The following is a 23,239-nucleotide window of genomic DNA, read 5'->3' on the forward strand; positions in this document are numbered from 1 at the left end:
AAAAAACGGAGGCCCGAAATCTCGGGCCTCCGTTTTTGTGTTCAGAATCAGCCGATATTCATATCGACTGCGGTAGAAATGCCGTTCACACGGCCGGAACCGGTGTACTGCCAAATGTTGTACTTGTAGTTGAAGCTGAGAGTGTCCCGATACTGGGCAATCCAGGTATTGTACTTGCTGATGTTGGCAAAGTTCAACGCATTGTAGAACCAGCTGGCGTAAGAGTACACACCGGCCTTGTACCCTGCGTTGCGGATGGTCTCGCAGAAAGCCACGGCGCAGGCGGTGCGCTCGTTGGCGCTGATGGCATTGGCACGACCGCCGGCCACCGATTCGGTATCATAGTAGACGCCCAGCGGCAGCGAATACCCGCTGACCAGGCTCAGCACCATGCTGGCCTCCTCTACGGCCTCGGCCTCGTTGATTGCCTGGCTGTAGAAGTAAACGCCCACCTTCAGGCCCGCGTTGATGGCGCCCTGGATGTTCTTCCGATAGGTGGAATCCTCCACCAGCGCACCCGTGCCGTATCCGCGGTAACCGCAGCGGATGATGGCGAAGGTGATGCCGTCCGCCTTGACCGCGTTCCAGTCGATGTTGCCCTGGAACTTGGAGACGTCGATGCCGCGGGCCGTGCGGTTCAGCGCACCGTCCGCACCGAAGGTGTAGACGTCGCCCTGGATGACCTGGTTGCCGGTGACCGGCTCATGGGTGGCCGGATCATAATAGTATGTAGCACCGTCGATTTCCTGCCAGCCGGTGTAGACGTACTCGATCTTCTCGGTGCTGGTGACGGCAAACTTGTACTCGGCCAGTTTGCTGGCCTCAATGGAATCCGGCCAGCCCGCCGTGGGATCCTGGGACGGCGTGGGCGTGGCTGTGACCACCGGAGTCGGCGTCGGAGTAACCGTAGGCGTCGGAGTGGGTTCCGCCGTGGGCGTCGGGGTGGGGGGCACCTCCGGTGTGGGTTCCGGCGTTGCCGTGGCAGTTGCCTCAGGCGTAGGCGTCGGAGTGGCAGGGACTTCCGTAGGCGCAACCGTGGCCGTGGGAGCCGGCGTCTCATTGGTCTCGCCCTCCTCCCCCAGAAGATCGATTTCCCCGGAGGCGGTGCCTTCGCTGGTGCGATGGGCCATGCTCATGGTGCGGCCGGTGCTGCCCAGATTCACAATGGAATCCGCGGCGCCGGGCAGCCACACCGACATGGCGCTGTAGGCGGAATAGCTGCTGTCGCGCTTGGCACCGGTCAGTTCCTGGGTGCCGTCCTTGTAGACCGGCAGGTAGGAAGACTCGCTGCCGTCGGTAAACAGCAGGTGTCCGCTGCTGCTCAGCTTGGCCGTGTACACCGTGGTGCGGCTCTTCTCTTCCTTGGCACTGTCCGCATACTGGACCGTATCGGTCACTTCTTCGGCGATGGGCGCCGCGCCGGCGGTATTCACCGCAGAGTCCTCGGCACTCTCATTGACCTGGCTGGACTGCATGATCTTGTCCTTGACCGCGTTCACATCCGCCTTGTAGACGACTTTCTCCTCCACGGTCACCGTCGTGCTCTCAGGCACCACGTACCCGTCGATGGGCTGGATCGTCACGGTATAGTCGCCGGGATCGACTTCCTCGGCCAGTGCCGTGCCGGTCTCGGTGTCTACCGCATAATCGGTAGCCTTGCCCTCGGAATCGGTCAGAGTAACCGTAGCCTCCACGCCGGTCAGCGGGATCTTGCCGGCCGCTTCCTCCTCCGGCTGCGCGGACGGCGAGGGAGAGGGCGTCTGGGCGCTCTCTGCCGTTGTCTGCTCCATCGTATAGAGCTGCACGCCCACATCCTGCTGGATCACACTGATATCCGCCAGCAGTGCGATATCCGGTTCGGGCGTCGGGGACGGGGTGGGTGTGGCCGTGACCACCGGTTCCGGGGTGGGTGTGGCTTCCGGCGCCGGGCCCGGCACAAAGGAGGCCGCAAATACCCCCAGGCCGATGCTCGCCGTCAGCACCACCGCAGAACTGCCCGCCACCAGCTTGTACAGCGGCAACCGCGCAAAGGCGTTGCCGGAAAAATATTTCATGGGATTCCGCTTGTTGAACATCCTTACCTCACCGTTTGCTTGTATCAAAAAATGAATGGGTATAAAACTACATGTAAAATCATACCACAAAGGCGCGTGGCTCTGCAAGGGGAAAACACCTTGTTTCGGCTGGAAACAGCTGTAAAATTTTGACAATTTTTTGTTGACGGAATCCCACGAATTGGCGGCAAAAATCCTGACATTTGCTTCTTTTCTCATCCATGTGGGGGCCCTGTGCCGATACAGGTACCACAGATTGTATTGTACACATCCACCACGCCTTCGTCAGCGCTCGCTCGCCCTGCGCAGCAGGGTTTTGCGCTTTATACCTTATAATAAGGCGTCCGTTCAGCAGCAGTCCGGACTTTGATTGCCTGATTTTTGCCTTGACAAACGCCTGCGGACGTGTATACTGGGTACTGGACATAAAAACAGGGGCGCTGAGGGGCATCCTCGGCTGAGATCGAAGCGAACCGCAGCTTCGGGTCACCTCGAACCTGATCCGGATAATGCCGGCGTAGGAAGTTTGACCCACTATAGATGTCATACTGCGTTTGCGCCTGCTGTTTTTGCAGGCGCTTTTCTTGTTTTTATGTACCGTTAATTCGGGGAGGAGTAATCTCAATGACCAAGACCTATTCCAAAACGCGCACTCTCGTGGAGTGTGCCCTGATGATCGCCCTGGGCACCGTTCTGGCGAACATCAAAATCTACGAGCTGCCCAACGGCGGTTCCATCACGCTGTTCAGCATGTTACCGTTCATCCTGATTTCGTTCCGGCACGGCGTGAAATGGGGCCTGTTCACCGGCTTTGTCAACAGCCTGCTGCAGATGCTGCTGGGCTTCTACGCACCCCCGGCGCCTGGCCTGCTGCCGCTGGTAGGAATGATCCTGCTGGACTATGTGCTGGCTTTCACCCTGCTGGGCCTGGCCGGTGCCATTGCGAAGCCATTCTCCAACCGACTTGTTGGCGTCGCGGTAGGCACCGCTGCCGTCTGCGTCCTGCGGTTCCTGTGCAGCTTTTTGTCCGGTGTTCTGATCTGGGGTAACCTCAGCGATGGTCTGCCCGCCTGGATCTACAGCCTGACCTACAATGGCAGCTACATGCTGCCCGAGACCATCCTCACCACGGTGGCCGCCGTTCTGATCTGCAAAGCTGCCCCGCAACTGTTCCATGACCAGCAGCAATAATTCATCTTTTGCGTCCTGTGCCGGCAGGACGCATTTTTTGTTCCATTTGAAGACGTTATAAAAATAACTTTCATTCCATTGTTTCGATTTTTTATTTTTTTAGGTATAATTTCTTATTTTGTTAACGTTTTGACTAATTTTCAGGTTACTTTTTCGTTCTTTTGACAAATTGTTTAAATTTGCTTTCTTTTTTGTGAAGAATGTGTTAATATGGTGACAACAAAGTGTGCGGTTCTAAGAACCAGGGAAGCCGCATACCACGTTAGAGGAATCCATCTGATTTTTGGAGGAATGCTTTTATGATGAAGTATCTGCAAAAGCTCGGCAAGGCCTTGATGCTGCCTGTCGCCGCGCTTCCTATCTGCGGCATCCTCATGGGCCTGGGCTACGCGTTGGCTCCGGCTGCCATGGGTGCTGAAGGTGCCACCACCGGCTTTGCTTACACGGCCGGTTTCATTCTGATCAAGGCCGGCGGCGCCCTGATCGACAACATGGCCTGGCTGTTCGCTGTTGGCGCTGCCGTAGGCCTGTCCGATGACCATGACGGCACCTCTGCTTTGGCCGGCCTGGTCAGCTACCTGATGATGACCCAGCTGCTGAGCACCGGCGTGGTCAGCGCTCTCCCCTTCATGAACCTCGTGGAAGGCACTTCCACCTACATCGCCTTCCAGAAGACCGCCGGCAACGCCTTCATCGGCATCCTGGCCGCGATCATCGGTTCCACCTGCTACAACAAGTTCAAGAGCACCCAGCTGCCTGACTGGCTGGCCTTCTTCAGCGGCAAGCGCTGCGTGGCCATCGTCACCGGCCTGGTCTCCATCGTTGTTTCCGTCATCCTGCTCTTCGTCTGGCCCATCATCTTCAATGCACTGGTCCTGCTGGGCGACGGCATCGTCAGCCTGGGCGGCGTTGGCGCTGGTCTGTACGCCTTCTTCAACCGCCTGCTGATCCCCACCGGCCTGCATCACGCTCTGAACAACGTGTTCTGGTTCGACACCATCGGCCTTGGCGACCTGACCCACTACTGGGCCGGTGAAACCTCCGCCGACGTGGGCTGGAGCCTCGGCATGTACATGTCCGGCTTCTTCCCCTGCATGATGTTCGGTATCCCCGGTGCGGCTCTGGCTATGGTCCACACCGCCAAGAACAAGAAGGCTGCCATCGGCCTCGTGACCTCCGCTGCTATCTGCGCGTTCGTCTGCGGCGTTACCGAGCCCTTCGAGTTCGGCTTCATGTTCCTCTGCTTCCCCCTGTACGTTGTGTACGCTCTGCTGTACGGTATCTTCACCGTCATCACCTACTACGTTGGTTTCCGCGCCGGCTTCATGTTCTCTGCCGGTGCCACTGACCTGGTCTTCTCCGCTTCCCTGCCGGCTCATGCCAACACCTGGATGATCATTCCTCTGGGCATTGCCGCTTTCGTGGTCTTCTACGTGGTCTTCCGCTTCGCCATCACCAAGTTCAACCTGGTGACCCCGGGCCGTGAGGATGAGGACGCCGATGCTGCCGAAGCCAATATCACCCTCGCCAACAACGACTTCACTGCCATCGCCAGCGGCGTTCTGGCTGCCATCGGCGGCAAGGGCAATGTCACCAACGTGGACTATTGCGCGACCCGCCTGCGTTTTGAGGTCAAGGACAGCACCGCTGTGAATGAGAAGGCTGTCAAGGCCGCCGGCGCTGCCGGTGTCATTCGTCCCAGCAAGAACGCCTGCCAGGTCGTCATCGGCCCCAAGGTCCAGTTTGTCTACGACGAATTGAAGAAGATGCTGTAAGAGTTCTTACAGCGCCAGGATAAAGGTACTGGTTCCCTTTATCACCTCCGCCGGGGGCGGGCGCGAAGCCTGTCCCCGGCATTTTTTCGCAGCAGTTCCCTTTGGACATGCTTTCTTCACGGTTCTGTGCTATACTGGCATTAAGTATGGAGGAGGCTCCTCTCCCCCACCATCATCAGGAGGTATTTCGTATGAAAATCATCCGTGCAAAAGATTATTATGATATGTCCCGCAAGGCGGCCAACATCATCTCCGCTCAGGTCATCATGAAGCCCAACTGCGTGCTGGGCCTGGCTACCGGCGGCACCCCCGTGGGTACCTACAAGCAGCTGGTGGACTGGTACAACAAGGGCGATCTGGACTTCTCCGAAGTGACCACCGTCAACCTGGACGAGTACCGCGGCCTGCCCCGCGAACATTCCGAGAGTTACTGGAGCTTCATGCACCGCAACCTCTTCGACCTGGTCAACATCAACCCCGCTTCCATCAACCTGCCCGACGGCACCAATATGGATGCCGAGGCAGAATGCGCCCGCTACGACTACGTCATCAAACGGGTAGGCGGCATTGATCTGCAGCTGCTGGGCATCGGCCACGACGGCCACATCGGCTTCAACGAGCCGGGCGAGGCGTTCGAGCTGGGCACCCATTGCGTGGACCTGAAACCCGAGACCATCGAGGCCAACAAACGCTTCTTTGAAGGCAATGAGGATCTGGTCCCCAAGCAAGCATACACCATGGGCATCAAGACCATCATGCAGGCCCGCAAGGTCCTGATGGTCGCCAACGGCAAGGACAAGGCCGAGATCGTCAAGAAGGCGTTCTTTGGCCCCGTTACGCCGGAAGTCCCGGCCAGCATCCTGCAGATGCATCCCGACTTCATCCTGGTCGGCGATGAGGAAGCCCTGAGCCTGATCTGAGGGCAGGAGGAACAGCCATATGATTATCCGTAATGCGAAGGTCTTCTCCGACGGCTGCCGTTTTGTGGAGAAGGATCTTGTCATCCGCGACGGGCGCATTGTGTTCGGTGCAGCCCCCCAGGAAGGCGAGGAAGTTATTGATGCCAAAGGCGCCTATGCCCTGCCGGGTCTGGTGGACATCCACTTTCACGGCGCCGTGGGACACGATTTCTGCGATGCCGACGAAGCCGGCCTGCAGGCCATCGCCGATTTTGAGGCCAGCAAAGGCGTGCTGGCCATCTGCCCCGCTACCATGACCTTCAGCGAGGAGATCCTCAACGGGATCATGGATGTGGCGGCTGCCCACAAGAACGAGCGAGGTGCAGACCTCGTGGGCATCAACATGGAAGGACCCTACATCAGCCCCGACAAGGTGGGTGCCCAGAACCCCAAGTATGTGATGGCCGCAGATGCCGGAATGTTCCGCCGCCTGCAGGCGCGCAGCGGCGGACTGATCCGGCTGGTGGACGTAGCCCCCGAAGTACCGGGCAATCTGGACTTCATCAAGGAATGCCACAACGAGGTACGGATTTCCATCGCCCACACCTGCGTGGACTATGAGACCGCCAAAACCGCCTTTGCGGCCGGTGCCTCCCACATGACCCACCTGTACAACGCCATGCCCGGCATCACCCACCGTGCCCCCGGCCCCATCATCGCGGCGCTGGAGGATGGTGCAGAAGTGGAGCTCATCACCGACGGCGTGCACATCCATCCCGCCGTGGTGCGCTTCACCTTCAATACCTTCGGCGACGATCACGTGATCCTGATTGCCGACAGCATGATGGCCTGCGGTCTGCCGGATGGCCAGTATTCTCTGGGCGGTCAGGCCGTTACGGTCCGTGGTCCCCGCGCCACACTCACGGAGCAGCCCGGGACCATCGCCGGCAGCGCCACCTGCCTGTATGACTGCATGAAACATGCGGTTCTGGAGATGGGCGTACCCCTGGCCAGCGCTGTGCGGGCAGCCTCCCTGAACCCGGCACGCAGCATCGGCGTGGATGCTGACTACGGCAGTCTGGACGCCGGTCGCTGGGGCAATGTGATCCTGGCTGACGAGAAGCTCAACATTCTGCAGGTCATCCGCAAGGGTGAAGTGATTAGCGACTGACAGTATTCACAATTTTGTATAAAAATTTGTGACAAGGCCATTGCAAATTGTATACTCTTTTGTTATAATATAGGTATTATTACGCTGAGAAAGGGGAACTGGATATGCCGATCTCTGAGCCGACTGCCGTATTTTCCATCCGCGATGATCGTGATATGGAAATCAAACAGGCTGTTCTGCAGGTCTATCGCGCGCTGGAAGAGAAGGGCTACAACCCCATCAACCAGCTGGTAGGCTACATCCTGTCCGAGGATCCGACCTACATCACGACCTATAAAAATGCGCGTGCGATCATCCGCCGCATTGACCGTGACGATTTGCTGCAGGCCTTGGTGCGCGATTACGTCAAAGGGTAATATCCTCCAAAAAAAGAAATCCCGTGTGCTGTGACAGCACACGGGATTTTTTATGGTTGATCACGCAAAGAAGGCATTCTGTACGGCGTTGAGCACCGCAGCGCGTCCCGCCGTAAAGTTGACGCCGCCCTGGAGGTAGCAGGTATAGGGCGCGCGCAGCGGACCATCGCAGGAAATCTCGATGGTGCTGCCCTCGGTAAAGCTGCCGGAGGCCATAACCACCTGATCGGTATAGCCGGGCTCATCGGCCGGTTCGGGAGAAGCAAAACTGTCAATGGGACTGTTGTGCTGGATACCGGCGCAGAAGCCGGTCAGAGCCTCGGCGCTGCCGGAATCGAAACAGGTCACAATGTCGTTGTGATCCTCGGTATAGCGGGGCACCGGATGGACCCCCGCCAGCTCCAGCAGACACTGGGCGTAGATGGCCGTTTTCAGTGCCTCACATACAACACCGGGGGCGTAATAAAAGCCCAGGAAGGTGTCCCGCAGGCTGTCCTGGGTGCAGCCCAGGTCGGCGCCAATGCCCGGCGCCGTGAAACGGTGGCTGCATTTTTCCACCAGGTCGGCGCGACCGGCGATGTAACCGCCGGTGGGGGTGATGCCACCGCCAGGATTCTTGATAAAGCTGCCGGCGATCAGATCCGCGCCCACCGCCAGCGGTTCCTGGGTCTGGGTGAATTCCCCGTAGCAGTTATCCACAAAGATAATCGCCTTGGGGTTGGCTTGGCGGGCCGTTTCTGCCACCTTACGGATGGTCTCCAGATCAAAGGCGTTGCGCTGGGTGTAACCGCGGCTGCGCTGGATGTGCACCACCGTCGCCGTCTTGGCCTTTTGGGCAATCAGGTCATAGTCCGGCGTATGGTCCGGCAGCAGCGGGCATTCATCGTACTGCACACCGTACTCCCGCAGAGTACCGCAGCCCTTGCCGGCCTCGCCGATGCCGATGACCCCTTCCAGCGTATCATAGGGGCGGCCGGTAGCTGCCAACAGGGTATCGCCGGTGCGCAGCAGGCCGAAGAGCGCTACCGTCAGGGTGTGCGTGCCGCTCATGAACTGAGGACGCACCAGCGCAGCCTCTGCTCCCATGCAGCGGGCAAAGACCTCTTCCAGCTTGTTGCGGCTGTCATCCCAGACGCCGTAGCCGCTGGACCCCCAGAAATGCCGTGCTTCCACGCCGCAATCGGTAAAAGACCGCAGCATCTTGAGCTGATTGTAGTCCCGGATTTCCTCTACATGAGCAAATTGCTCCCGGCAGAGCTCCAGCGCCCGGCGATCCAGCGCCAGAACTTCCGGTTTGATATCATAAAACTGTTCGATCATACTGTTTTCCATTTCCGTGTCGTTTGTTGTAAAGTTCCCGTCTGTCCGAAACCCAGGCGGGTATAAAACGTTTGCAGGGCCGGCGCACTGGCAAAGCGTACAGTGCGTTCTGCCGCCATCTCATTGGCCAGCCGGACGATCAGCCAGCCGGCCAGTCCCCTGCCCCGCCAGCCCGGCGCCGTCACTCCTGCCGAGAGATAGGCTTCTGTGTCGCTTTTCTCATAGCATCCCACGGTGCAGACAGGCGAGCCGTGGTCCAGCAGTGCCCGACAGCATCCGATGCCGTGGGCTATGGAGGTGCAGGCCAGCGAATAGAACTGTTCCTGTTCCCCTTCACTGTCCGGAAAGACCAGACGGCTCACCGGCAGCATGGACGGATGTTCTTCCAGTGTCAGTTCCGGCGGAGGCGCGCAGAGCACTGGCAATTGCTTTCCCCGGGGCAGTTCCCACAGCAGCAGCGGTTCCGACCGCTGCCAGTCGTCCAGGAGTATCTGCTCGCTCAGCAATCGGTCCACCTGCAAAAAACGAAGGAATCCCTGCAATTCTTCCGCAGCTTCCTCCCCTGCTTCCCCTTCCGGCAACCGCCCGCAAAGGGTGGCTGTGCCGCCCCGCAGCGCCAGAGCCGCGCTGCCCGGCAACAGGTAGAAACTCCACCCGCTGGCCGGATGCTGACTGAACAATGTGCAGTGGGTGCCCATGGTAGCCGCAAAGTAGGGTTTGTCTTGGATGCGCCGGGCAAACTCTGCACGGTGCGCAGGCGTGGTGACGGATTGAATCATAGGGATTCCTTGTGCATTCTGTTATTGCAGAGCCATGACGATGCGCTTGTAGTCGCGGCCCCGAACTTCAAAGTTGGGATAAAGGTCAAAGGAGGCGGAGGCGGGCGAAAGGCTGACCACATCTCCCGGCACCGCCGCGGCGCGGGCCTTCTCCACGGCATCCTGCATGTTGTCGGCATGGACGATCTTGAGATCGCTGTTCGGGAAGTCGGGATGCTCCCGTACGGCCTTTTCAATGCGCGGGGCGGTGGCGCCCATCAGCACCAGCGTCTTGACGTGCGCCAGGATCTCCGGTGCCAGCGGCTCATAAGGGATCTTCTTGTCGTAGCCGCCGGCGATAAGGATGATCTTCTGGTCGAAGCTGCGCAGCCCGGCAATGGTCCGCGTGGGGCTGGAGGCGATAGAGTCGTTGTAGTAGGTCACCCCGTCCAGCGTGCGGACCGGCTCGATGCGGTGCTCCACGCCGGTAAAGGTGGAAGCTACCTGGCGCATGGCCTCCACCGGCACACGGCCCCAGACCGCCGCAATGGCTGCCAGGAGATTCTCCACGTTGTGCAGACCGCGCAGCTTGACCTCGGAACGGGCCACCACGGGCGTGACGGTGCCGTTTTCTGCATAGCAGAGCGTATCGTCCTCGGCGCGCAGGAACGCCCCGTTGTCGGTCTCATGCAGGCGGGTGAACCAGACCTGCTCCCCCTTGCAGTCGCTCTGCATGGAACGGCTGATTTCGTTCTCATAGCCCAGCACCGCACGGCAGGGCGGTACCTGCCACAGCAGAATGTTGCGCTTGGCGTCGATGTATTCCTGCATATCCTTGTGATGATCCAGATGGTTGGGCGTCACATTGGTGACCACCGCCACCTTGGGGCTGCGGCGCATGCTGATCAGCTGGAAGCTGGACAATTCCACCACCGCTACAGCCTCCGGCGTGACATCGGCCAGCTGGGGCAGCAGGGCGGCACCGATATTGCCCCCCAGGAAGACCTTGCGGCCTGCGGCCTCCATCATCTTGGAGATCAGCGTGGTCGTGGTGGTCTTACCGTCCGAACCGGTGACGGCGATGATCTCACAGGGGCAGAACTCGAAGAAAAGCTCCACCTCACTGGTGACCATGGCACCGGCTTTCAGGGCGGCCTGCAGTTCGGGCTTGTAGTATTCGTAGCCCGGCGTACGCATAATGATATCCTGACCGGCAAAACCATCGGTGTAATGCTCGCCCAGGCTCAGGTTCACCTGCAGGCGGCGAAGCGTCTCGGCATAGTTGCCGAACTCCTCCACACTCTTTTTCTGGTCGCAGAGCGTGACCTTGGCGCCCAGCTCCACAAACTGTTCAATGCAGCGCTTATGACTGACGCCCGCGCCGATAAAGGCAACTTTCTTGCCGCGGATCAATTCCTGCAACTGTTCAATGGGCAGCATGATACATCTCTCCCCTGCTGTTGAATTTTTCGTCTTTCTTATTATACTCAAGGACCGGCCCCACTGCAACAAAATCGGCCCGCCTGCGCGGGCCGAAATCACATTTTAGGGTTATTCCTGACCGCCCATGGGAATGCCATGCTTTTCCAGCAGGGCGCGGATCTTGGTCATCGGATCGATGATGCTGGAAACACTCTTGTCGTGGTTGATGGCAGCGATGAAGTAGGCGGTGTACTTGGACACGTCCACATCGTAGTACCACTCACGCTCCAGCAGTTCGGGCTTGCGGTAGGTCAGGTTGGTGCCCAGCACGGCTTTCAGGATACCATCGTTGTAGGCCTTGTCAAACTTCTCCAGGCCGGCGGTAAACAGCGGGAAGGTGGCACAGGTGAAGATGTTGCGGGCACCGCGCATCTTCAGCTCATAGGCGATGTCCAGCATGGATTCGCCGGAGGCAATGATGTCGTCAGCGATGAAGACGTCCTTGCCCTTGACGCTTTCGCCCAGATATTCGTGAGCTACGATGGGGTTGCGGCCGTTGACCACGCGGCTGTAGTCCCGGCGCTTGTAGAACATACCCAGGTTGCAGCCCAGCACGCTGGAATAGTACATGTTACGGTTCATGGCGCCCTCGTCGGGAGAGACGATCATGAAGTGATCCTTGTGGAAGCTGACCTCCGGCACGTGATGCAGCAGGCACTTGAGCACCTGATAGGTGGGCATCACGTTGTCGAAGCTCATGGTGGGCACGGCGTTCATAACGCGGGGGTCATGGGCATCAAAGGTGATGATATTCTTGACGCCTACCGAGCGCAGCTGCTGCAGGGAGAACGCGCAGTCCAGACTCTCGCGGCTGACGCGGCGATGCTGGCGGCCGCCGTACAGGCTGGGCATGATGACGCTGATGCGGTGGGCACGGCCGGAAACCGCCTGGATCAGACGCATCAGATTCTGGAAGTGATCGTCGGGAGAGAGGTGATTCTCGTACCCGAACAGCTGGTAGGTAACACTGTAGTTGCCCGGATCGACGAAGATAAACAGATCGTCGCCGCGGGTCGAGGCCTTGACCAGGCCCTTGGCATCACCGGACTGAAAACGCGGGCAATCCGAAGGGATGATGAACGACTCCACATCCATGCCGACCTCACGCGCCCAGCGGACCAGATGACCATCCACCAGTTTGCAGAGTTCTTCGGCACCAGGGCAGGCGATCAAGCCCAGATCAGCAATTGCATCTTCTTTGGCAAAAAAATCGCGCGGGCCAAGATTTTGTTCAGCCATACGTGTTTGCTCCTTACTTCCATCATAAAATTCATATTTGTCTTCAAGGGGCACACAACCCCATTTATTAGTATTGTAGCACAGCGGCCGGATAAAATCAGCCCTGTGACGCAAGTTTTTCGACAAAATCAGCATTTTCTGCATTTTAAATATGATTGTTCAGGGGCTGTCGCAAGAATTCTGTCGGATTTTACAAAAAATTTGCATTCGACCTGTTTCCCTGTTTTTGAGGGTGCCGGTTAAAGGTCCAAAAGGAAAAAATGGACAAAAAAACAGCGTTTGCTGTTACGCAAACGCTGTACGATTTGAATCCAGTCGATCAGACCAGTTCGATGATCGCCATCTCGGCAGCATCGCCGCGACGGGGGCCGATCTTGTAGATGCGGGTGTAGCCGCCGTTACGGTCGGCGTACTTGGGGCCGTACTCGTCGATGACCTTCTTGGCGATATCCTCCTTGGTGATGTAGGAGAAAACCTGACGCTTTGCGTGCAGATCTTCCTGCTTACCGAGGGTGACCATCTTCTCGGCCATGGAACGAACTTCCTTGGCGCGGGTAACGGTGGTCTCGATCTTGCCGTTCTCAAACAGATAGGTCACCATCGCGCGCAGCATGGCGTTGCGGCTGTCGGTGGTACGACCGAGTTTTCTGGTACCGGGCATTCCGTTTCACTCCTTATACTTGGTATCCGCGTGTCGCGGGGGGTTAGTTTTCGTCGTCCTTGGTCAGAGAGAAACCAAGGCTGTCCAGCTTGGCCATGACTTCCTCCAGGCTCTTGCGGCCCAGATTGCGAACCTTCATCATTTCGTCTTCGCTCTTGTTGATGAGGTCGCCCACCGTGTTGATGCCGGCGCGCTTCAGGCAGTTGAAGGAACGGACGCTCAGATCCAGCTCTTCAATCGTCATCTCCAGCGCCTTCTCACGGCCCTGATCGTCGTTATCGACCATGATCTCGGTCTCGCCGGTCTCGTCGCAGAGGTTCACAAACAGGTTCAGATGCTCGGTCAGCACGCGGGCCGCCAGGCTCAGGGCTTCCTGCGCATTGCAGGTGCCGTCCGTCCAGACCTCGATGATGAGCTTGTCATAGTCGGTGATCTGGCCTACACGGGTGTGATCCACAGTGTAGTTGGCTTTGAGCACGGGGGTATAGATGCTGTCGACGGGCAGGGTGCTGATGTCGTTTTTCTCGATCAGCGCCAGTTTGTTGCGCTCGGCGGGGACATAGCCGCGGCCTTTGTCAAAGGTCAGTTCCATGACCAGCTTGGCACCCTCGCCCAGGGTGGCGATGTGCCACTCGGGGTTGAGGATCTCCAGGTCATCGCCGCCCTTGATGGAGCCGGCAATGAGTTCACAAGGACCAACGGCCTCTACACGGACGGTCTTGGGGCTTTCGCCGTAGATCTTGGCGGCGATGCCCTTCAGGTTCAGGACGATCTCGGTCACGTCCTCACGTACACCCTCGATGGTGGAAAACTCATGCACCACGCCGTCGATCTTGACGCTGGTGACAGCCACACCGGGCAGAGAGGACAGAAGCACACGACGCAAGCTGTTGCCCAAGGTCGTGCCGAAACCGCGCTCCAGCGGCTCGACGACGAACTTACCGTAGCGACCATCCGGGGAAAGGCTGGCCGTTTCGATCTTGGGGCGTTCGATCTCCATCATAAAAACCCTCCTTGTTTCGCTGGCACCGGAAAGTGCCAGTCAGGTTGGAAAAATCGTAGAAAAAAGCTAAGAGGATTACTTGGAGTACAACTCGACGATGAGGTGCTCAGCGATGGGCACATCGATGTCCTCGCGCACGGGCATCTTGACGACGGTGCCCTTCAGAGCGTTCTTATCGCGCTCCAGCCAGGAGGGCAGCAGCACGACGGGAGCGTCCTCGCCCAGCAGCTTGCTGAACTTGACGGAGGAACGGCTGGACTCGATGACTTCGATCACATCGCCCGGCTTAACCAGATAAGAGGGGATGTTGACACGCTTGCCATTGACAGTGAAATGGTTGTGGGAAACCAGCTGACGAGCGTCGCGGCGGGTCTTGGCAAAGCCCAGACGGTAGACGACGTTGTCGAGACGGCGCTCGACCAGAACCAGCAGGTTGACACCGGTCTGACCCGGCATACGGGTCGCGGTCTCGTAGTAGGTGTGGAACTGCTTTTCCAGGATACCGTAGACGAACTTGACCTTCTGCTTCTCGTTGAGCTGGGTGGCGTACTCGCTCTTCTTCTTTCTCATCTGGCCGCCGGGGTTACGATTGGTGGTCTTCTTGCCGTAACCCATAACAGCAGGAGAAATGCCGAGAGCACGGCAACGCTTGGCGATCGGTTGGGTATTTTTAGCCATAACTCAAATTCTCCTTTCAATCAAACGCGGCGGCGTTTGGGCGGGCGGCAGCCATTGTGGGGAATGGGAGTCACGTCACGGATCATGGTGACTTCCAGACCGGTTGCCTGCAGGGCGCGGATGGCGCTTTCACGGCCGGAACCGGGGCCCTTGACGTAGACCTCAACGGTCTTCATGCCATGCTCGATGGCGGCCTTGGCGGCAACCTCAGCGGCGCTCTGCGCAGCGTAAGGGGTGCTCTTGCGGGAGCCGCGGAAGTTCAGCGCACCAGTGCTGCACCAGGAAACGGTGTTGCCCTGAGTGTCGGTGATGGTCACGATGGTGTTGTTGAACGTGCTCTGAATGTGAGCAGCACCGGCGCTGATATTCTTGCGCTCTCTTTTCTTAGTGCGGGTTTTTGCCGCAGTAGCTTTATTAGCAGCCATGTCTCAGTTCCTCCTTACTTCTTTTTGTTCGCGACGGTGCGCTTGGGACCTTTGCAGGTACGCGCATTGGTCTTGGTGCGCTGGCCGCGGCAGGGAAGGCCCTTGCGATGGCGCACACCACGGTAGCACTGGATCTCGGTCAGACGCTTGATGTCAAGCGCGACGTTGCGGCGCAGGTCGCCCTCTACCATGATGTTGTTTTTGTCGATGTAGTCACGGATCTTGGCTTCCTCGTCAGAAGTCAGGTCCTTGACGCGGGTATCAGGGTTAATTCCGGTTCCGGCGAGAATCTCGTCGGCAGTGGACTGACCAATACCGTAAACATAAGTCAGACCAACCTGGATCCGCTTCTCGCGAGGCAGATCAACACCAGCAATACGTGCCATAAAGCACCTCCATAAATAACATCCCATGTCCTGGTCGGGGCCTGCGCCGGGAATCTACGCACTTGGCCCCCAAGCGTTTTGGGTACGGTTTCCGCGGAATGCTCCGCGGACCTTTAGCCCTGACGCTGCTTATGCTTCGGATTGGCGCAGATGACCATCACGCGACCTTTGCGCTTGATGACCTTGCACTTCTCGCAAATGGGTTTCACGGAAGGTTTTACCTTCATGATGTTAACCTCCTTTTCAAAACACAAGGCGATTCAATTTTACTTGGAACGCCAGGTGATCCGGGCCTTGGTCAGGTCGTAGGGTGACATTTCCATCGTGACTTTGTCGCCGGGCAAAATACGGATGAAGTTGGTCCGCAGCTTACCGGAAATGTGAGCCAGCACGGTGTGGCCGTTGGGCTTGCCCTCTTTGTTGAGCAGCTCGACCTTGAACACGGTGTTGGGCATGGCCTCCCGTACGATACCTTCTACTTCAATGACATCTTCTTTAGACAAGCTGATTGCCTCCTTGAAGGGTTCCGTCAGTCTGCACGCGCCGCATCGTAGGCGGCGATGGCATCACTGAGTGATTGATCGCTTTTCAGAAGCTCGTTCGCAAGAACAGTGGTCGTGGGAGCCACATGCTTGGCTTTTTTCCGCTTCGGGTCCCCTACCTTGCGCAGGTTTCCGTCCGCGAGCCAGAGCATCGGCCCGTCCACGGCCAAAACAGCCAGCGTGCGGGTCTTGTCCCGACCGGCCTTGGAGCGTACCAGCTGACCTATTACAAAGTCCATCCGGGTTCCTCCCAGCCGTGGGTCAGGACCTCGGCACCGGCCGCTGTGATGGCGAGGGTGTGCTCGAAATGAGCTGCCAGACCACCGTCACAGGTTTTGACCGTCCAGCCGTCCTTTAACGTCTTTACCGCGTACTTATGCTGGCATACCATCGGTTCGACGGCGATGCACATGCCCGGCACCAGGCGCGGGCCGCGTCCGGGGGTGCCGTAGTTCGGCACTTCGGGGTCTTCGTGCAGTTCCTTGCCGACGCCGTGGCCGACAAAGCTCCGCACCACCGAGAAGCCGTTCTCCTCGACGTACTCCTGGACCGCATGGCCGATATCCCCGATCCGGTTGCCGCCCCGCGCCATGGCAATGCCGCGGTGGAGGCTTTCCTTGGTCACATCCAGCAGCCGCTGGGCTTCCAGGTCGAGCTTGCCGCATCCGTAGGTGCAGGCGTTGTCGCCGTTGAAGCCGTCGATCTTGCAGCCGGTGTCGATCGAAACGATGTCGCCGGGGCGGATCTGCTGCTGGCGGTTGGGGATACCGTGAATGACCGTGTCATTCACACTGATGCACGCCGTAGCCGGGAAGCCGTACAGGTGCAGGAAGTTGGGTCTTGCACCGTGGCGCACGATAAAGTCGTAGATGATTTTGTCGATCTCCGCCGTGGTGATACCAGGCTCGATCGCTTCGCCGCCGGCTTTCAATGCAGCCGCGCTGATGGCGCAGGCTTTCCGCATTTTTTCCAGTTCAGCGGCATTCTTGATTTGGATCATGGATAAATTAAGCCTCCAAAAGCTTGAGAAGGAACGCGGTGGTGGCCTCGATGGAACCCTGGTCGGGAACCTCGACGAGCTTGCCGCGCTGCCGGTAGAATTCCACCAGCGGCTCGGTCTGCTCGTGATAGGCTTTCAGCCGGTCCAGTACGGTGGCAGGCTCATCGTCCTTGCGGATGACCAGCTCACCGCCGCAGCGGTCACACACGCCCTCTTTGGCGCTGGGTTTGTTGATGATATGATAGCTTGCACCGCAGTTGGCGCAGACGCGGCGGCCGGACATACGCTGGATGATCGCCTCATCGGCAACCACCAGATTGATGACCTTGTCGATCTCCACGCCCATCTGCTCCAGGGCTTCGCCCTGTGCGATGGTGCGCGGCATGCCGTCCAGGATAAATCCCTTCGCGCAGTCGGGCTGCGCCAGGCGCTCCTTCACGATGCCGACGATGACGTCGTCCGGCACCAGAGCACCCGCGTCCATAAAGCTCTTCGCCTTTTGGCCCATAGGCGTGCCCTCTTTGACAGCAGCACGCAGAATGTTACCGGTCGAGATGGTGGGGATACCCAGCTTATCGCAGAGGATCTCTGCCTGGGTACCCTTCCCGGCGCCAGGGGCGCCCAAAAGGATCATTTTCATCGCACATTCCCTTTCTTATTCCAGGAACCCTTTGTGGTAACGGGCGGTCATATAACCTTCCAGCGCACGGCCGGTCTCCAGCGCAACACCGACGACGATCAGCAGGCTGGTACCACCCAACTGGATGGAGGTGCCGGTGATGTTGCCGAGGATGATGGGCAGGCCCGCGACGATGGCCAGGAAGATCGCACCGATCAGGGTGATCTTGGACAGGGTCTTGGTGATGAAATCACTGGTGGGCTTGCCGGGACGGATACCGGGAATCGTACCGTTATTCTTACGGAGCTGGTTGGCGATATCTACGGGATTGTACTGAATCGCAACATAGAAGTAGTTGAATGCCACGATCAGCAGGACATAAACGATGAGGTAGAGCGCGCTGTTGTAATTGAATGCGCTGAAGAACGCATACAAATACGGATGAGCAGCGGCATCCAGGTTGATGAACCGGAAGATCAGGCCCGGCAGGCTGCACAGCGTCGAGGCGAAGATGATCGGCATAACACCGGTCATATTGACCTTGATGGGAATGTAGCTGGCCTGGCCGCCGTACATCTTGCGGCCCACAACGCGCTTGGCATACTGCACGGGGATGCGGCGCTCGGCGTTGGTCAGAATGACCACGAAGATCACCGCCACCAGCGCAAGCACCAGCAGAGCGGGCAGGAAGAAGTAGAACTGGGGTTCACCGTTCTGGGCGCGGCCCACGATATTGGTCACCGCCGTGTAGACGGAGGACCAGCGAGCCACGATGCCGGCGAAGATCAGCAGCGAAAGACCGTTGCCGATGCCCTTGGAATCAATCTGGTTGCCCAGCCAGGTGCAGAGCTGCGAACCGGCGGTGAAGGCCAGAATGATGACCACGGCCGTGAAGATACCGGCAAAACCGTCGGTGTACTTCAGTGCGCCCATGTTGCGGATGATGAAGTAGTAGCCGATGGACAGCATCAGACCGATGGCCGCGCCCACGTAGTTGGTGATGCGGCGCATCTTGCGTTGCCCTTCCTCCCCTTCCTTGGTGAGGTTTTCCAGGTACGGAATGGCTACTGCCAGCAGCTGCATGATAATGGAGGCGTTGATGGCGGGCTGCACACCCAGAGCGAAGATTGTGCACTCGCTCAGGGCGCCGCCGGACATCATGTTCAGGTACTCCAGCATATCACCGGTGCCGCCGGCGAACATGGAGGACAGCGCGCTGGCCGTGATGTACGGCACAGGGATCGCGCAGCCCAGACGGAACAGAACGAGGATCAGCAAGGTGAACAGGAGCCGTTTGCGAAGATCATCGATCTTCCAGGCATTCCGGAAGGTTTCAAACACCTTACATCACCTCAGCCTTCCCGCCTGCTTTCTCGATTTTTTCTTTGGCAGAGGCAGTGTAGGCAGCGACCTTGACGTTGACAGCCTTGGTCAGCTCGCCATTGCCCAGCACCTTGACGCCGTCCAGCGTCTTGGAGATGATGCCGGCCTTCAGCAGGGCCTCGGCATCGACGGTCGCGCCGGCCTCGAACTTCTCGAGGTCAGATACCTTGATGGTAACATACTTGGTCGCGAAAATGTTGTTGAAACCGCGCTTCGGCAGACGACGCTGCAGAGGCATCTGGCCGCCTTCGAAACCGGCCTTCTTGACGCCGGAACGGGCTTTCTGACCCTTGTGGCCGTAGCCAGCGGTCTTGCCGTTGCCGGAACCGGCACCGCGGCCCTTGCGGGTCACGGCCTTGCGGGCGCCAGCGGACGCTTTCAGTTCATGAAGTTTCATGCTTGCACCTCCTTGCATTACGCCTTGGTCACGACGACCAGGTGGGAGATCTTGGCGATCTTGCCCTGGGTAGCCGCGTTGTCAGGCTGCTCGGTAACCTCACCGGGACGGTTCAGGCCCAGAGAGTGCGCAACGGCGATCTGCTCTTTGCCGCGGCCGATCAGGCTCTTGGCGAGACGAATGGTAACCTTTTCCATTGTAGTACCCTCCTTAACCCAGGATCTCGGCAACGGTCTTGCCGCGCTTGGCCGCGACGCTCTCGGCGTCGGTCAGGCCGCACAGACCTGCGAAGGTGGCAGCAGTGACGTTGATGGGGTTATTGGAGCGCAGGCTCTTGGCACGAATGTCCTTGATGCCGGCGCACTCGAGCACCGCACGGACGGGACCACCGGCCAGAACGCCGGTACCGGGAGCGGCGGGACGCATCAGAACGCGGCCGGCGCCAAACTCACCAACGATCTCGTGGGGAATGGTGCTGCCCTTCATGCAAACCTTGCGCATGTTCTTCTTGGCAGCGCCCTCGCCCTTGCGGATGGCCTCGGGAACTTCGCCGGACTTGCCGACGCCGTAGCCGATGTTGCCCTTGCCGTCGCCGACGACGATCAGCGCGGCAAACTTCATGACGCGGCCACCCTTGACGGTCTTGGAAACGCGGTTGATGGAGACGACCTTGGTGATCATGCCGTCATCTTGTTCTCTTCTCTGCATGGCCATTGTATCTTCTCCCTCCTCTTACAGTTTCAGGCCGGCTTCGCGGGCGCCCTCAGCAAGCGCCTGCACACGGCCCTGGTAGACGAAACCGCCGCGGTCGTAGACCACTTCGGTAATGCCCTTCTCGAGGCACTTCTTGGCGATGGCCTCGCCAACCTTCTTGGCAGCCTCAATGTTGCCGCCGTAAGCGTTGAAATCTTTGTCCATGCTGGACGCGCTGGCCAGGGTGACACCCTTGGTATCATCGATAACCTGGGCGTAGATGTGCTTGGCAGAGCGGAAAACATCCAGACGGGGACGCTCGGCGGTGCCGCTGATCTTGCCGCGGACGCGGCGGTGACGGCGAAGACGAGCTTCGTTCTTATCAGCCTTATTGACCATAATGTTTCTCCTCTCCTATTATTTACCCTTGCCGGCTTTGCCTTCCTTGCGGATGACATACTCGCCAACATAGCGGATACCCTTGCCCTTGTACGGCTCGGGCGGGCGCTTGCCGCGGACTTCGGCGGCAAACTGACCGACTTCCTGCTTGTCGATACCGACGATGCTGAAGTGCAGCGCGTCTTTCAGTTCGATCTTGATGGTGTCGGTCTCCTCCACCTCAACGGGGTGAGAGAAGCCCAGCGTCAGGACCAGCTTGTTGCCCTGCTTGGCAGCACGGTAGCCGACGCCCTGGATCTCCAGGTCTTTCTTGAAGCCTTCGGTAACACCGACCACCATGTTGTGGATGATGGTGCGGGTCAGGCCGTGGAGGCTGCGGGCCTCCTTCTCGTCATTGGGGCGGGTAACCAAAATCTCATTGCCCTCAACGTTGACGTTCATGAGGGGATGGTATTTGGAATGCAGGGTACCCTTGGGGCCCTTCACGGTGATGGCGTGCTCGGCCGCGTCGACCTTGACTTCCACACCCGCGGGAATGACGATGGGTTTTCTTCCAATTCTCGACATTGTCTATTGCCCCTTTCTTACCACACAAAGGCGAGGACTTCACCGCCGACGTGAGCAGCACGGGCAGCCTTGTCGGTCATGACGCCTTTAGAGGTGGAGATGATCGCGGTGCCCAGGCCCTTCATGACCTTGGGCATATCTTCGCAGTTGGTGTAAATACGCAGGCCCGGCTTGGAAACGCGCTTCAGGCCGGCGATAACCGGCGTACCATTTTCCTGGTACTTGAGGGTCAGGGTGATGGTCCCCTGCTTGTTGTCCTCGGTCACTTTCATACCCTTGATGTAACCCTCGTCAACCAGGATCTGGCAGATCGCCTTCTTCAGGTTGGAAGCAGGGATATCCACGGAAGGGTGTTTGGCAGTGCTCGCGTTGCGGATGCGGGTAAGCAGGTCCGCGATGGGATCGGTGATTTGCATGCCACTAACCTCCTTAGGTTGTGTTTCTCAAAGTGTTGATTTTCGTTCAGACAGAAGCAATCAAGGGCTTACCAGGAAGCCTTCTTGACGCCGGGGATCTCGCCCTTGTAAGCCAGCTCACGGAAGCAGATACGGCAAACACCGTACTTGCGCAGGTAAGCATGGGGACGGCCGCAGATCTTGCAGCGGTTGTAAGCGCGGGTCGAGAACTTGGCGGGACGCTGCTGCTTGAGCTTCATAGAAGTTTTTGCCATGTTGGTTCCCTCCCTTAGTTAGCGAACGGAGCGCCCAGAGCCTTCAGCAGCTCCTTGGCTTCCTCGTCGGTCTTGGCGGTGGTGACGAAGCAGATGTCCATGCCGCGGATCGCGTCGACCTTGTCGAAGTCGATCTCGGGGAAGATGATCTGTTCCTTCAGGCCGAAGGCGTAGTTGCCGCGGCCGTCGAAGGAGTTGCCGTTGATGCCGCGGAAGTCGCGAACACGGGGCAGCGCCACATTGAACAGGCGATCCACGAACTCGTACATACGCTCACCACGCAGGGTGACCTTGGCGCCGATGGGCATGCCCTGGCGCAGCTTGAAGTTTGCAACGCTCTTCTTGGCCTTGCAGACGACGGCCTTCTGACCAGTGATCTGGCCCAGGTCGGCGATGATGGCATCGATGACCTTGGCGTTCTCTTTGGCTTCGCCGGCGGCAACATTGATGATGACCTTATCCAGCTTGGGGATCTGCATAACGCTCTTGTAGCCGAACTTCTTGTTCAGGGCCGGAGCGATCTCGTTGACATACTGTTCTTTCAAACGTGCCATTGTGTACTCCTCCCTTACAGTTCAGCGCCGCACTTGCGGCAAACGCGGACGTTCTTGCCGTCCTTGACGGAATGGGCAACGCGGGTGGGCTTGCCGCACTTGGGGCAGACAGGCTGCACCTTGCAGGCGTAGATAGCGCCCTCGGCCTTGACAATGCCGCCCTGCTCACCCTGACGGCGAGGCTTGACGTGCTTGGTGACCATGTTCAGGCCCTCGACGATGACCTTGCCCTCTTTCGGGGAAGTCTGCAGGACCTTGCCGGTCTTGCCCTTATCCTTGCCGGAGATGATCATGACGTTGTCGCCGGTTTTAACATGAAGATTGTTCATTCTTATTAAAACCTCCTTACAGCGATTCGGGAGCCAGGCTCAGGATCTTGGTGAAGCCAGCGTCGCGCAGTTCACGCGCCACAGGTCCAAAGATACGAGTGCCCTTGGGGCTCTTGTCGGCCATGACGATGACGGCGGCGTTCTCATCGAAACGGATGTAGGAACCGTCGTCACGGCGCAGGCCGTGCTTGCTACGGACGATGACGGCCTTGACCACGTCGCCCTTCTTCACGGTACCACCGGGAGCAGCCTTCTTGACGCTGCAAACCACGATGTCACCGATGTTTGCGTATCTCTTGCGGGTACCGCCCAGTACACGGAAGCACATTAACTCCTTGGCACCGGTATTGTCGGCCACTTTGAGATAAGTTTGCATCTGAACCATCTTTCAGGTCCTCCTTTCAAAGTACCAGGCTGATTATTTCGCTTTCTCGATGATCTTGACCAGGCGCCAGTTGACGTCCTTGGAGAGTTTACGGGTCTCCATGATCTCGACGCGGTCGCCGATGCCGGCTTCGTTGTTCTCGTCATGGGCCTTGAACTTCTTGGTGCGCTTCAAGATCTTCTTGTACAGAGGGTGCTGGACGCTGTCCTTGACGGCGACGACGATGGTCTTGTCCATCTTGTCGGAGACAACGGTGCCCACACGGGTCTTTCTCAGATTACGTTCCATGTTTTACCCTCCCTC

General features: G+C 58.5%; 32 protein-coding genes and 1 riboswitch. Of the genes, 5 read left to right on the forward strand and 27 right to left on the reverse strand.

What is annotated here, in order from left to right:
• Window positions 1-47 precede the first annotated feature (47 nt).
• Entirely contained in the window at window positions 48-2,054 is a 2,007-nt protein-coding gene (locus NQ490_RS02515; protein ID WP_147644683.1) for a GH25 family lysozyme, read from the reverse strand.
• A gap of 423 nt (window positions 2,055-2,477) precedes the next feature.
• Window positions 2,478-2,595, forward strand: a riboswitch (TPP riboswitch).
• Between the two features lie 83 nt (window positions 2,596-2,678).
• Between NQ490_RS02515 and thiT the strand changes: the two genes are divergently transcribed.
• The 5 genes from thiT to NQ490_RS02540 all read left to right on the forward strand — a co-directional run bounded on the left by thiT (window position 2,679) and on the right by NQ490_RS02540 (window position 7,446).
• Entirely contained in the window at window positions 2,679-3,245 is a 567-nt protein-coding gene (thiT, locus tag NQ490_RS02520) for an energy-coupled thiamine transporter ThiT (RefSeq protein ID WP_007047255.1), read from the forward strand.
• Between the two features lie 299 nt (window positions 3,246-3,544).
• Window positions 3,545-5,020, forward strand: coding sequence for a PTS transporter subunit EIIC (locus NQ490_RS02525; protein WP_007047257.1), 1,476 nt, complete (start codon window positions 3,545-3,547; stop codon window positions 5,018-5,020).
• 191 nt (window positions 5,021-5,211) lie between these two features.
• Window positions 5,212-5,940 carry a glucosamine-6-phosphate deaminase gene (nagB, locus tag NQ490_RS02530; RefSeq protein WP_040917780.1) on the forward strand — a complete coding sequence of 243 codons (729 nt, stop codon included), beginning with the start codon at window positions 5,212-5,214 and terminating at the stop codon, window positions 5,938-5,940.
• Window positions 5,941-5,959: 19 nt separating this feature from the next.
• On the forward strand, window positions 5,960-7,090 hold the full coding sequence (gene nagA, locus NQ490_RS02535) for an N-acetylglucosamine-6-phosphate deacetylase (protein ID WP_007047259.1): 1,131 nt from the start codon (window positions 5,960-5,962) through the stop codon (window positions 7,088-7,090).
• Between the two features lie 104 nt (window positions 7,091-7,194).
• On the forward strand, window positions 7,195-7,446 hold the full coding sequence (locus NQ490_RS02540; RefSeq protein WP_007047260.1) for an IreB family regulatory phosphoprotein: 252 nt from the start codon (window positions 7,195-7,197) through the stop codon (window positions 7,444-7,446).
• Window positions 7,447-7,506: 60 nt separating this feature from the next.
• On the opposite strand, the gene NQ490_RS02545 is transcribed toward NQ490_RS02540, so the two are convergent.
• From NQ490_RS02545 to rpsQ, 26 genes are all read right to left on the reverse strand, one after another.
• Complete coding sequence (locus tag NQ490_RS02545) at window positions 7,507-8,766, reverse strand: methionine gamma-lyase family protein (protein ID WP_007047261.1); 1,260 nt, start codon at window positions 8,764-8,766, stop codon at window positions 7,507-7,509.
• Window positions 8,763-9,545 (reverse strand): GNAT family N-acetyltransferase, encoded by a 783-nt coding sequence (locus tag NQ490_RS02550; protein ID WP_007047262.1) that lies wholly within the window; start codon window positions 9,543-9,545, stop codon window positions 8,763-8,765. Before NQ490_RS02550 ends, NQ490_RS02545 begins: the two co-directional genes overlap by 4 nt.
• Window positions 9,546-9,566: 21 nt before the next feature.
• A complete protein-coding gene (murD, locus tag NQ490_RS02555; RefSeq protein WP_007047263.1) occupies window positions 9,567-10,964 on the reverse strand; it encodes a UDP-N-acetylmuramoyl-L-alanine--D-glutamate ligase in 1,398 nt (465 codons plus the stop codon).
• A 111-nt stretch (window positions 10,965-11,075) separates the two neighbouring features.
• Window positions 11,076-12,245 carry a ribose-phosphate pyrophosphokinase gene (locus NQ490_RS02560; protein ID WP_040917782.1) on the reverse strand — a complete coding sequence of 390 codons (1,170 nt, stop codon included), beginning with the start codon at window positions 12,243-12,245 and terminating at the stop codon, window positions 11,076-11,078.
• A gap of 319 nt (window positions 12,246-12,564) precedes the next feature.
• Window positions 12,565-12,906, reverse strand: coding sequence for a 50S ribosomal protein L17 (rplQ, locus tag NQ490_RS02565; protein ID WP_007047266.1), 342 nt, complete (start codon window positions 12,904-12,906; stop codon window positions 12,565-12,567).
• Between the two features lie 43 nt (window positions 12,907-12,949).
• On the reverse strand, window positions 12,950-13,909 hold the full coding sequence (locus NQ490_RS02570) for a DNA-directed RNA polymerase subunit alpha (RefSeq protein WP_007047267.1): 960 nt from the start codon (window positions 13,907-13,909) through the stop codon (window positions 12,950-12,952).
• A gap of 75 nt (window positions 13,910-13,984) precedes the next feature.
• Window positions 13,985-14,587 carry a 30S ribosomal protein S4 gene (gene rpsD, locus NQ490_RS02575; RefSeq protein ID WP_007047268.1) on the reverse strand — a complete coding sequence of 201 codons (603 nt, stop codon included), beginning with the start codon at window positions 14,585-14,587 and terminating at the stop codon, window positions 13,985-13,987.
• A 20-nt stretch (window positions 14,588-14,607) separates the two neighbouring features.
• Window positions 14,608-15,012, reverse strand: a complete 405-nt coding sequence (gene rpsK / locus NQ490_RS02580) for a 30S ribosomal protein S11 (RefSeq protein ID WP_007047269.1) — start codon at window positions 15,010-15,012, stop codon at window positions 14,608-14,610.
• Window positions 15,013-15,026: 14 nt separating this feature from the next.
• Complete coding sequence (gene rpsM / locus NQ490_RS02585; RefSeq protein ID WP_007047270.1) at window positions 15,027-15,398, reverse strand: 30S ribosomal protein S13; 372 nt, start codon at window positions 15,396-15,398, stop codon at window positions 15,027-15,029.
• A gap of 113 nt (window positions 15,399-15,511) precedes the next feature.
• On the reverse strand, window positions 15,512-15,625 hold the full coding sequence (gene rpmJ, locus NQ490_RS02590) for a 50S ribosomal protein L36 (protein ID WP_040917785.1): 114 nt from the start codon (window positions 15,623-15,625) through the stop codon (window positions 15,512-15,514).
• Window positions 15,626-15,664: 39 nt separating this feature from the next.
• A complete protein-coding gene (gene infA, locus NQ490_RS02595) occupies window positions 15,665-15,901 on the reverse strand; it encodes a translation initiation factor IF-1 (protein WP_007047272.1) in 237 nt (78 codons plus the stop codon).
• A gap of 26 nt (window positions 15,902-15,927) precedes the next feature.
• Window positions 15,928-16,179 (reverse strand): KOW domain-containing RNA-binding protein, encoded by a 252-nt coding sequence (locus NQ490_RS02600; protein ID WP_007047273.1) that lies wholly within the window; start codon window positions 16,177-16,179, stop codon window positions 15,928-15,930.
• Entirely contained in the window at window positions 16,167-16,940 is a 774-nt protein-coding gene (gene map, locus NQ490_RS02605) for a type I methionyl aminopeptidase (protein WP_007047274.1), read from the reverse strand. The genes NQ490_RS02600 and map overlap by 13 nt, the downstream gene beginning before the upstream one ends.
• A 7-nt stretch (window positions 16,941-16,947) precedes the next feature.
• Window positions 16,948-17,580 (reverse strand): adenylate kinase, encoded by a 633-nt coding sequence (locus NQ490_RS02610; RefSeq protein WP_007047275.1) that lies wholly within the window; start codon window positions 17,578-17,580, stop codon window positions 16,948-16,950.
• A gap of 15 nt (window positions 17,581-17,595) precedes the next feature.
• On the reverse strand, window positions 17,596-18,900 hold the full coding sequence (secY, locus tag NQ490_RS02615) for a preprotein translocase subunit SecY (RefSeq protein WP_007047276.1): 1,305 nt from the start codon (window positions 18,898-18,900) through the stop codon (window positions 17,596-17,598).
• Between the two features lies 1 nt (window position 18,901).
• Complete coding sequence (gene rplO / locus NQ490_RS02620; protein WP_040917787.1) at window positions 18,902-19,339, reverse strand: 50S ribosomal protein L15; 438 nt, start codon at window positions 19,337-19,339, stop codon at window positions 18,902-18,904.
• A gap of 17 nt (window positions 19,340-19,356) precedes the next feature.
• Window positions 19,357-19,536, reverse strand: coding sequence for a 50S ribosomal protein L30 (gene rpmD / locus NQ490_RS02625; protein WP_007047278.1), 180 nt, complete (start codon window positions 19,534-19,536; stop codon window positions 19,357-19,359).
• Between the two features lie 13 nt (window positions 19,537-19,549).
• Window positions 19,550-20,053: a 30S ribosomal protein S5 gene (gene rpsE, locus NQ490_RS02630; RefSeq protein WP_007047279.1), complete on the reverse strand. Its 504-nt coding sequence runs from the start codon at window positions 20,051-20,053 to the stop codon at window positions 19,550-19,552.
• 18 nt (window positions 20,054-20,071) lie between these two features.
• Window positions 20,072-20,431, reverse strand: coding sequence for a 50S ribosomal protein L18 (rplR, locus tag NQ490_RS02635; protein WP_007047280.1), 360 nt, complete (start codon window positions 20,429-20,431; stop codon window positions 20,072-20,074).
• Between the two features lie 18 nt (window positions 20,432-20,449).
• Window positions 20,450-20,998: a 50S ribosomal protein L6 gene (rplF, locus tag NQ490_RS02640; RefSeq protein ID WP_007047281.1), complete on the reverse strand. Its 549-nt coding sequence runs from the start codon at window positions 20,996-20,998 to the stop codon at window positions 20,450-20,452.
• 17 nt (window positions 20,999-21,015) lie between these two features.
• Complete coding sequence (rpsH, locus tag NQ490_RS02645; protein ID WP_007047282.1) at window positions 21,016-21,414, reverse strand: 30S ribosomal protein S8; 399 nt, start codon at window positions 21,412-21,414, stop codon at window positions 21,016-21,018.
• Between the two features lie 68 nt (window positions 21,415-21,482).
• Entirely contained in the window at window positions 21,483-21,668 is a 186-nt protein-coding gene (locus NQ490_RS02650) for a type Z 30S ribosomal protein S14 (protein ID WP_040917788.1), read from the reverse strand.
• Between the two features lie 14 nt (window positions 21,669-21,682).
• On the reverse strand, window positions 21,683-22,222 hold the full coding sequence (gene rplE / locus NQ490_RS02655; protein WP_007047284.1) for a 50S ribosomal protein L5: 540 nt from the start codon (window positions 22,220-22,222) through the stop codon (window positions 21,683-21,685).
• 14 nt (window positions 22,223-22,236) lie between these two features.
• Window positions 22,237-22,551 carry a 50S ribosomal protein L24 gene (gene rplX, locus NQ490_RS02660; protein ID WP_007047285.1) on the reverse strand — a complete coding sequence of 105 codons (315 nt, stop codon included), beginning with the start codon at window positions 22,549-22,551 and terminating at the stop codon, window positions 22,237-22,239.
• Window positions 22,552-22,567: 16 nt separating this feature from the next.
• On the reverse strand, window positions 22,568-22,936 hold the full coding sequence (gene rplN, locus NQ490_RS02665; RefSeq protein ID WP_007047286.1) for a 50S ribosomal protein L14: 369 nt from the start codon (window positions 22,934-22,936) through the stop codon (window positions 22,568-22,570).
• A gap of 33 nt (window positions 22,937-22,969) precedes the next feature.
• Window positions 22,970-23,224 (reverse strand): 30S ribosomal protein S17, encoded by a 255-nt coding sequence (gene rpsQ, locus NQ490_RS02670; protein WP_007047287.1) that lies wholly within the window; start codon window positions 23,222-23,224, stop codon window positions 22,970-22,972.
• Between the last annotated feature and the right edge of the window lie 15 nt (window positions 23,225-23,239).

This window comes from Subdoligranulum variabile, assembly GCF_025152575.1.
Classification (GTDB): domain Bacteria; phylum Bacillota; class Clostridia; order Oscillospirales; family Ruminococcaceae; genus Gemmiger; species Gemmiger variabilis.

Bases quoted from the DNA above. Each gene is read 5' to 3' on its own strand.
- NQ490_RS02515 (WP_147644683.1), bottom strand. From the start codon at position 2,054: ATGAAATATTTTTCCGGCAACGCCTTTGCGCGGTTGCCGCTGTACAAG.
- thiT (WP_007047255.1), top strand. From the start codon at position 2,679: ATGACCAAGACCTATTCCAAAACGCGCACTCTCGTGGAGTGTGCCCTG.
- NQ490_RS02525 (WP_007047257.1), top strand. From the start codon at position 3,545: ATGATGAAGTATCTGCAAAAGCTCGGCAAGGCCTTGATGCTGCCTGTC.
- nagB (WP_040917780.1), top strand. From the start codon at position 5,212: ATGAAAATCATCCGTGCAAAAGATTATTATGATATGTCCCGCAAGGCG.
- nagA (WP_007047259.1), top strand. From the start codon at position 5,960: ATGATTATCCGTAATGCGAAGGTCTTCTCCGACGGCTGCCGTTTTGTG.
- NQ490_RS02540 (WP_007047260.1), top strand. From the start codon at position 7,195: ATGCCGATCTCTGAGCCGACTGCCGTATTTTCCATCCGCGATGATCGT.
- NQ490_RS02545 (WP_007047261.1), bottom strand. From the start codon at position 8,766: ATGATCGAACAGTTTTATGATATCAAACCGGAAGTTCTGGCGCTGGAT.
- NQ490_RS02550 (WP_007047262.1), bottom strand. From the start codon at position 9,545: ATGATTCAATCCGTCACCACGCCTGCGCACCGTGCAGAGTTTGCCCGG.
- murD (WP_007047263.1), bottom strand. From the start codon at position 10,964: ATGCTGCCCATTGAACAGTTGCAGGAATTGATCCGCGGCAAGAAAGTT.
- NQ490_RS02560 (WP_040917782.1), bottom strand. From the start codon at position 12,245: ATGGCTGAACAAAATCTTGGCCCGCGCGATTTTTTTGCCAAAGAAGAT.
- rplQ (WP_007047266.1), bottom strand. From the start codon at position 12,906: ATGCCCGGTACCAGAAAACTCGGTCGTACCACCGACAGCCGCAACGCC.
- NQ490_RS02570 (WP_007047267.1), bottom strand. From the start codon at position 13,909: ATGATGGAGATCGAACGCCCCAAGATCGAAACGGCCAGCCTTTCCCCG.
- rpsD (WP_007047268.1), bottom strand. From the start codon at position 14,587: ATGGCTAAAAATACCCAACCGATCGCCAAGCGTTGCCGTGCTCTCGGC.
- rpsK (WP_007047269.1), bottom strand. From the start codon at position 15,012: ATGGCTGCTAATAAAGCTACTGCGGCAAAAACCCGCACTAAGAAAAGA.
- rpsM (WP_007047270.1), bottom strand. From the start codon at position 15,398: ATGGCACGTATTGCTGGTGTTGATCTGCCTCGCGAGAAGCGGATCCAG.
- rpmJ (WP_040917785.1), bottom strand. From the start codon at position 15,625: ATGAAGGTAAAACCTTCCGTGAAACCCATTTGCGAGAAGTGCAAGGTC.
- NQ490_RS02600 (WP_007047273.1), bottom strand. From the start codon at position 16,179: ATGGACTTTGTAATAGGTCAGCTGGTACGCTCCAAGGCCGGTCGGGAC.
- map (WP_007047274.1), bottom strand. From the start codon at position 16,940: ATGATCCAAATCAAGAATGCCGCTGAACTGGAAAAAATGCGGAAAGCC.
- NQ490_RS02610 (WP_007047275.1), bottom strand. From the start codon at position 17,580: ATGAAAATGATCCTTTTGGGCGCCCCTGGCGCCGGGAAGGGTACCCAG.
- rplO (WP_040917787.1), bottom strand. From the start codon at position 19,339: ATGAAACTTCATGAACTGAAAGCGTCCGCTGGCGCCCGCAAGGCCGTG.
- rpmD (WP_007047278.1), bottom strand. From the start codon at position 19,536: ATGGAAAAGGTTACCATTCGTCTCGCCAAGAGCCTGATCGGCCGCGGC.
- rpsE (WP_007047279.1), bottom strand. From the start codon at position 20,053: ATGGCCATGCAGAGAAGAGAACAAGATGACGGCATGATCACCAAGGTC.
- rplR (WP_007047280.1), bottom strand. From the start codon at position 20,431: ATGGTCAATAAGGCTGATAAGAACGAAGCTCGTCTTCGCCGTCACCGC.
- rplF (WP_007047281.1), bottom strand. From the start codon at position 20,998: ATGTCGAGAATTGGAAGAAAACCCATCGTCATTCCCGCGGGTGTGGAA.
- rpsH (WP_007047282.1), bottom strand. From the start codon at position 21,414: ATGCAAATCACCGATCCCATCGCGGACCTGCTTACCCGCATCCGCAAC.
- NQ490_RS02650 (WP_040917788.1), bottom strand. From the start codon at position 21,668: ATGGCAAAAACTTCTATGAAGCTCAAGCAGCAGCGTCCCGCCAAGTTC.
- rplE (WP_007047284.1), bottom strand. From the start codon at position 22,222: ATGGCACGTTTGAAAGAACAGTATGTCAACGAGATCGCTCCGGCCCTG.
- rplX (WP_007047285.1), bottom strand. From the start codon at position 22,551: ATGAACAATCTTCATGTTAAAACCGGCGACAACGTCATGATCATCTCC.
- rplN (WP_007047286.1), bottom strand. From the start codon at position 22,936: ATGGTTCAGATGCAAACTTATCTCAAAGTGGCCGACAATACCGGTGCC.
- rpsQ (WP_007047287.1), bottom strand. From the start codon at position 23,224: ATGGAACGTAATCTGAGAAAGACCCGTGTGGGCACCGTTGTCTCCGAC.